Genomic DNA, 6,016 nt, shown 5'->3' with positions numbered 1-6,016 from the left:
CTCACCGAGCTGCCCGCACCGGGGCAGGCGGTCGGCCGGCTGGACCTGCGGCACCGGGAGCTGTTCGAGCGCCTCGGGGCCGGCACCGCCGTGGTGGCCCCGCTCCGGGCCCGCCGGGAGGTCCTCGGCGCCCTGACCCTGGTCCGCCTCGGTGGCGAACCGCCGTTCGACGAGGGGGACCTGCCGTTCGTCGACGACCTCGTCCGCAGCCTCGCCCTCGGAGTCGACAACGCCCGCCTGTTCCAGGAGACCCGGGCCATCGCCGAACACCTCCAGCGCTCCCTGCTGCCCGCGCTGCCGGACCTGCGGTATCTGCAACTCGCCGCCCGCTACGCCCCCTCCTCCACCGCGGCGCAGGTCGGTGGCGACTGGTACGACAGCTTCGTCCTCCCCAACCAGGAAGCGGCACTGGTCATCGGAGACGTCGCCGGGCACGACCTCGACGCGGCCGTCACCATGAGCCAGTTGCGCAGCATGCTGCGCGGCATCGCCATGGACCGCCAGGAGCCACCGGGGGAGGTGCTGCGGCGCCTGGACCGGGCGAACCACAGCCTCTCCCAGGAGGCCACCGCCACCTGCGTCTACGCCCTGGTGAAGGGCACCGAGCAGGGCCCCTGGACACTGCACCACTCCTCCGCCGGGCACCTGCCCCCGCTGCTGACCACCGAGGACGGGGACACCCGCTACCTGGAGGAGGGCGCGGGCCTGCTGCTGGGCATGGATCCCGAGCTGCCCCGTCCCGTGGCCGAGGACCCCCTTCCCGCCCGCTCCACCCTCCTCCTCTACACCGACGGCCTCGTGGAACGCCGGGGCGAGACCCTCGACCAGGGTCTGGACGTACTGCGCCGGCACGCCGCCGACCTGGCGGGCGAACCCCTCGACGTGTTCTGCGACGAACTGCTGATCCGGCTGGGGGCCGACAGCGCCGACGACATCGCCGTCCTCGCCGTCCGGCCCACGCCCCCGCCCTGACCCCGCCCCGTCAGGGGCCGGAGGAGCGGGCGGTGGTCCGGCCGTCCCCCGGGCGCCGTCAGCGCAGCGCCGCGGGCAGCGGCTCCCGGTGGACGATGCCGAGGCGTTGCGTGGCACGGGTCAGGGCCACGTACAGGTCGCTGGTCCCGTACCGGGCCGGTTCCACCACCAGCACGTGGTCGAACTCCAGCCCTTTGGCCTCCCGCGGGTCGAGCAGCACCACCGGGAGGGTGAGGTCGGGCGCGGCGCCCGCCGTGACGCCCGGGAGCGGGGCGGCGATCTCCTCGTGCAGCTCCCGCAGCGCGATCACCGCGAGCCGTCCCTCCTCGGGAGTCAGCTCGCCGACGGCACGCGCGACCGCGCCCGCCAGGTCCTCGCCCGCGTCCCGCGTCCAGGGCACCTCGCCGGTGGACCGCACCGAGCCGGGCGGCTCGAAGGAGGGGTCCTCGGCCCGCACGACCCTGGCGGCCAGCTCCATGACCTCGGCCGGTGTCCGGTAGTTGACCGCGAGCCTGACGTGCTCGAAGCGGTCACCGACGTACGGCTGCAGAATGCGCTCCCACGAGCCGACCCCGGCCTCCTGGGAGGTCTGCGCCGGGTCGCCGACCAGGGTCAGCGAGCGGGTCGGGACGCGCCGCATCAGCAGTCGCCAGGCCATCGGCGACAACTCCTGCGCCTCGTCCACGATGATGTGCCCGAAGGCCCACGTCCGGTCGGCGGCCGCCCGCTCGGCCGCGCTGCGGTGATCGGCCTCCTCGTGCCGCTCCGCCATCCGGTCGGCGTCGACGATGTCGTGGGCGGAGAGGACCTCCGACTCCTCGTCCTCGAACTCGTACGTCCGCGAGCCCCGCGACAGCTCCAGCACCCCCTGTGCGTAGGCGATCCGTTCCTGGCGCTCGGCCTCGGCGGCGGCCCGCTCGGCGCTGTCGTCGACACCGAGCAGTTCGGCCGCCTCGTCGAGCAGGGGGACGTCGGCAGGGGTCCACCGCACGTCGTCCGGGGCCCGCCGGATCGCCTCGGCGTCCTCGGCCGGTACGTGGACGGGGGCGGAGAGGTAGTCGGCGAGGAACTGCTGCGGGGTGAGCACGGGCCACAGGTCCGCGACGGCGGCATGCACCTCCTGGCTCGCGGCGACGGCCTTGCCGAGCTGGGCGATGTCGTCGGGGCCGAGGAAGTTGGGGCCTCCGTACGGGTCCGCGCCGATGCGCTCGGCGAGCTGGGCGGTCAGGGCGTCGATGATGTGGAAGGCGAAGTACGGGCGGGCGAGATTGTGCGGCAACCGGGTGTCACGGGCCGCCTGCCGTGCCTCGTAGGCGATCTCCCAGTCCAGCACGAGCTCCCCGTCGTCGTGGGGGATGACCACCGGGTCACCGGGTTCGGGCAGCCGCTGCCGGTCGCGCACGGCGAGCTCGAGGGCCTCCGCCATGTCCTCGCCGCCCTTGACGGCGGCGGCGCGCGGGGTGTCGGTCCCCCGCGCGTCGACCCCGGGGAAGAGCTCGGCCTGCGTCGCCAGCATCACGCCGGTCTCCCCGAGCGCCGGCAGCACCTCGCCGATGTAGCGGAGGAAGGCCGGGTTGGGGCCGACGATCAGGACGGCGCGCTTGGCCAGCAACTCGCGGTGCTCGTAGAGCAGGAAGGCCGCCCGGTGCAGCGCGACCGCCGTCTTGCCGGTACCCGGGCCGCCCTCGACGACGAGGACGCCCCGGTGCGGGGCGCGGATGATGCGGTCCTGCTCCGCCTGGATGGTCCGCACGATGTCGCCCATGCGGCCGGTGCGGGCGGCACCGAGAGCGGCGAGCAGCACGGCGTCCGCGGAAGGGTCCTCGAAGCCGGTGCGCTCGTCGTCCCCGATGTCGAGGATCTCGTCGTGCAGCTCGGTCACCCGAGTGCCCTCGGTGGCGATGTGCCGACGCCGGCGCAGCCCCATGGGCGTGTGGCCGGTCGCGAGATAGAAGGGGCGGGCGACCGGTGCCCGCCAGTCGATCAGGAGCGGGGTGTGATCGGCGTCGTCCGCGCGAATTCCGATCCGGCCGATATGGTGCGCGGTGCCGTCGGAGAGGTCGATACGGCCGAAACACAGCGAGCCGTCGACCGCGTCGAGCGCTGCCAGCAGGTGCGAACGCTCGGCGACGAGGACATCGCGTTCCAGGCGCGCCTGGAGACCGGTCCCGACCGGCGTCAACGCCTCCTGGACACGGTGCGCGGCCGCTGTGCGCAGTACGTCGACACGGTCGTGGACCCGCTGGACGAATTCCTGTTCCGCCTGCAGTTCGGCGTTGTCGCGGGTTGACAAATTGGCTCCCTGCCCGATATGGTGAATTCAGTCGGCCCCCATTGGGGGCTTTTTCTGTATGTGCACAGAAACAACAAACATACGCGAGGAAATCCCCGGCCCGCAATCGCGGACCGGGGATTTTCGTCTCGCCGGGGCCGTCACCACCCGCGGCGCCGCCTCGTCAGGGGCGCGGCCCGATCAGCCGCTCGCCCTCCCTCACCAGGATCGCCGAGGCGGGACAGGAGTCGGCGGCGTCCAGGGCGCGTTCGTCCCGGGGGATCCGGTGGTGGACGGGCTCCGCCCGATCGGTCTCGTCCAGCCGGTACAACTCGGGAGCGATGCCACCGCACATGCCCGACCCCATGCAGAGCCCGCGGTCGACCTCCGTCGTCCACGTCACGGCCGTCACCACCCCACCGGCATCTCGCGGGGACCCCGCACGAGCATCCGGTCCTTCCACGCCACGTCTCCCGCCAGGCGCAGGCCCGGGAGGCGGACGAGCAGGGCCTGGAGCGCCTCCTGCAGTTCCAGCCTGGCCAGCGGGGCGCCGAGGCAGTGGTGGACCCCGTGCCCGAAGCCGAGGTGCTGCACTCCGCTCCTGGTCACGTCCAGCCGGCCGGCTCCGTCGAACTTCAGCGCGTCGCGGTTGGCGGCGCCCACCGCGACGAGCACGGGCTCACCGGCCCGGACGAGCGTGCCACCGACCTCCACGTCCTCCGTCGCGTACCGGGGGAAGCTCGCGCCGCTGCCCAGCGGGACGAACCGGAGCAGTTCCTCGACCGCTCCGCGGATCAGTTCGGGTCGGCTGCGCAGCAGCTCCAGCTGGTCGGGGTGGTCGAGCAGGACGTGCACGAAGTTGGGGATCTGGGTGGCGGTGGTCTCGTGGCCCGCGACGAGGATGCCGACGCAGAGGTCCACCAGCTCCTGTTCGCCCAGCCGGTCACCGGTGTCGCGGGCCTCGATCAGCCCGGACATCAGATCCTCCCGAGGGCGCCGCCGGTGTTCCTCGATCAGCCCTCCCATGTAGGCGCGCAGCTCCTCACGGCTGCGCAGGAACTCCTCGGCGGTGAGCGAGCTCGTCGACAGGGCGGCGTCGCTCCAGACCCGGAACGCCGGCCTGTCCTCCTCCGGCACGCCGAGCATGCGGCAGATCACCGCGACCGGGATCGGCAGCGCGTAGTGCTCCACGAGGTCGGCGGGTGGCCCCGCGGCCTCCATACCGTCGAGCAGCCCGTGGGCGAGTTCCCGCACCGCCGGCCGCAACTTCTCCACCTGGTGCACGGTGAACGCCTTCGCCACCAGGGTGCGCAGGCGGGTGTGCCCGGGGGGATCCATGCTCAGGATGCCGCTGTCCCGCTGCCCCTCCGACTGCCGCGGCTCGTCGTGGCGCAGGGCCTCGGCCCGGCTGAAGCGCCGGTCACCGAGGACCAGGCGGGCGTCGGCGTACCGGGTGGCCAGCCACGCCGGTTCCCCGTACGTCATGCGCACGCGCATCAGTCCGGGCCGGTCCAGCGCCTCCTGGTAGGCGTCCGCCAACCCCAGCCCGGCCGGTTCGTTGAAGGGGTAGGGAACAGGCGTCTGCTGGGTCGTGACCGTCATCGTCCGGCCTCCCTGCTTCTCGGCGGACACCGAGCATCCGGCGCGTCCGCCGGGACGGTCAACAGCGCCTTGTCGGCCATCCCGGTCCCAGGACACCGGCCGGACCGGGGCGTCGCGGGGCTGCTCCGGGGCAGGCGGAGACTGCCGCCACCCGGTGGCGAATCAGGCGAACGAGTGAAAGGCTCCGTTTCGTGGACCGCGATCAACTGGGAAAGCAACTGCTGGACGGCCTGACCGTCGACACGAGCAGGCCGGAGCAGCCGATCCTGCTCGACGAGGCGGGCCGGCCCATCAAGACCTGGCGTGAGAACTACCCGTACGACCGCAAGGTCCGCCGGAACGAGTACGAACGGGTCAAGCGCATACTCCAGATCGAGATGCTCAAGCTGCAGCGCTGGACGAAGGAGACGGGCGCGCGGGTCGTCGTCGTGTGCGAGGGACGGGACGCGGCGGGCAAGGGTGGCACCATCCAGCGCTTCACCGAACGCCTGAATCCGCGCGGCGCCCGCATCGTGGCCCTGGACAAGCCCACGGACCGCGAGCGGGGCCAGTGGTACTTCCAGCGTTACGTCAGCCACCTGCCGGGGCCGGGAGAGCTCGTCTTCTTCGACCGTTCCTGGTACAACCGGGCCGGTGTCGAGCGCGTCATGGGCTTCTGCACACCGCCCGAGTACGAACTCTTCCTCCGCCAGGCCCCCGTCTTCGAGCAGATGCTCGTCGACGACGGCATCATCCTCGTGAAGTTCTGGTTCTCCGTCTCCCGGGCCGAGCAGCGCACCCGCTTCGCCATCCGCCAGGTCGACCCGGTACGCCAGTGGAAGCTCTCGCCCACGGACATCGACTCCCTCGACCGCTGGGACGCCTACACCACCGCGAAGATCGACATGTTCCGGGCCACCGACACCGCGCACGCCCCGTGGACCGTCGTGAAGAGCAACGACAAGCGCCGCGCGCGCCTGGAGGCGATGCGCAGCCTGCTGGCCCGGATCGACTACACGGCGAAGGACACCGCGGCGGTCGGCAGGCCGGACCCGCTGATCGTCGGCGCCGCCGCCACACTGCTCGAACCGGGGGAGGAGGACACCGCGCTCTCGCCGACCCGTCTCGCCCCGAACACCGAGGGCCCGGGCGAGCACCCCTAGGACCCGCCGCCCGGACGGGCGCCGGCTC

At 72.6% G+C, this 6,016-nt stretch carries 5 protein-coding genes; 2 read left to right on the top strand and 3 right to left on the bottom strand.

Going from position 1 to position 6,016, the window contains the following annotated elements; genetic code table 11:
• The coding region (locus ABZ371_RS27885; protein WP_358684546.1) for a SpoIIE family protein phosphatase at positions 1-972 on the top strand (972 nt) is incomplete at its 5' end.
• A gap of 58 nt (positions 973-1,030) precedes the next feature.
• Here the strand turns inward: ABZ371_RS27885 and ABZ371_RS27880 are convergent.
• The 3 genes from ABZ371_RS27880 to ABZ371_RS27870 all read right to left on the bottom strand — a co-directional run bounded on the left by ABZ371_RS27880 (position 1,031) and on the right by ABZ371_RS27870 (position 4,846).
• Positions 1,031-3,241 (bottom strand): UvrD-helicase domain-containing protein, encoded by a 2,211-nt coding sequence (locus ABZ371_RS27880; RefSeq protein ID WP_358684548.1) that lies wholly within the window; start codon positions 3,239-3,241, stop codon positions 1,031-1,033.
• Between the two features lie 187 nt (positions 3,242-3,428).
• Entirely contained in the window at positions 3,429-3,656 is a 228-nt protein-coding gene (locus ABZ371_RS27875) for a ferredoxin (protein ID WP_358684543.1), read from the bottom strand.
• Positions 3,653-4,846: a cytochrome P450 gene (locus ABZ371_RS27870; RefSeq protein WP_358684540.1), complete on the bottom strand. Its 1,194-nt coding sequence runs from the start codon at positions 4,844-4,846 to the stop codon at positions 3,653-3,655. Before ABZ371_RS27870 ends, ABZ371_RS27875 begins: the two co-directional genes overlap by 4 nt.
• 191 nt (positions 4,847-5,037) lie before the next feature.
• Between ABZ371_RS27870 and ppk2 the strand changes: the two genes are divergently transcribed.
• Entirely contained in the window at positions 5,038-5,988 is a 951-nt protein-coding gene (gene ppk2, locus ABZ371_RS27865) for a polyphosphate kinase 2 (protein ID WP_358684537.1), read from the top strand.
• Positions 5,989-6,016: the final 28 nt, after the last annotated feature.

The organism is Streptomyces sp. NPDC005899 (genome assembly GCF_040629645.1).
In the GTDB taxonomy this organism is placed as follows: domain Bacteria; phylum Actinomycetota; class Actinomycetes; order Streptomycetales; family Streptomycetaceae; genus Streptomyces.
This window is presented reverse-complemented; position numbering and strand designations above follow the sequence as displayed.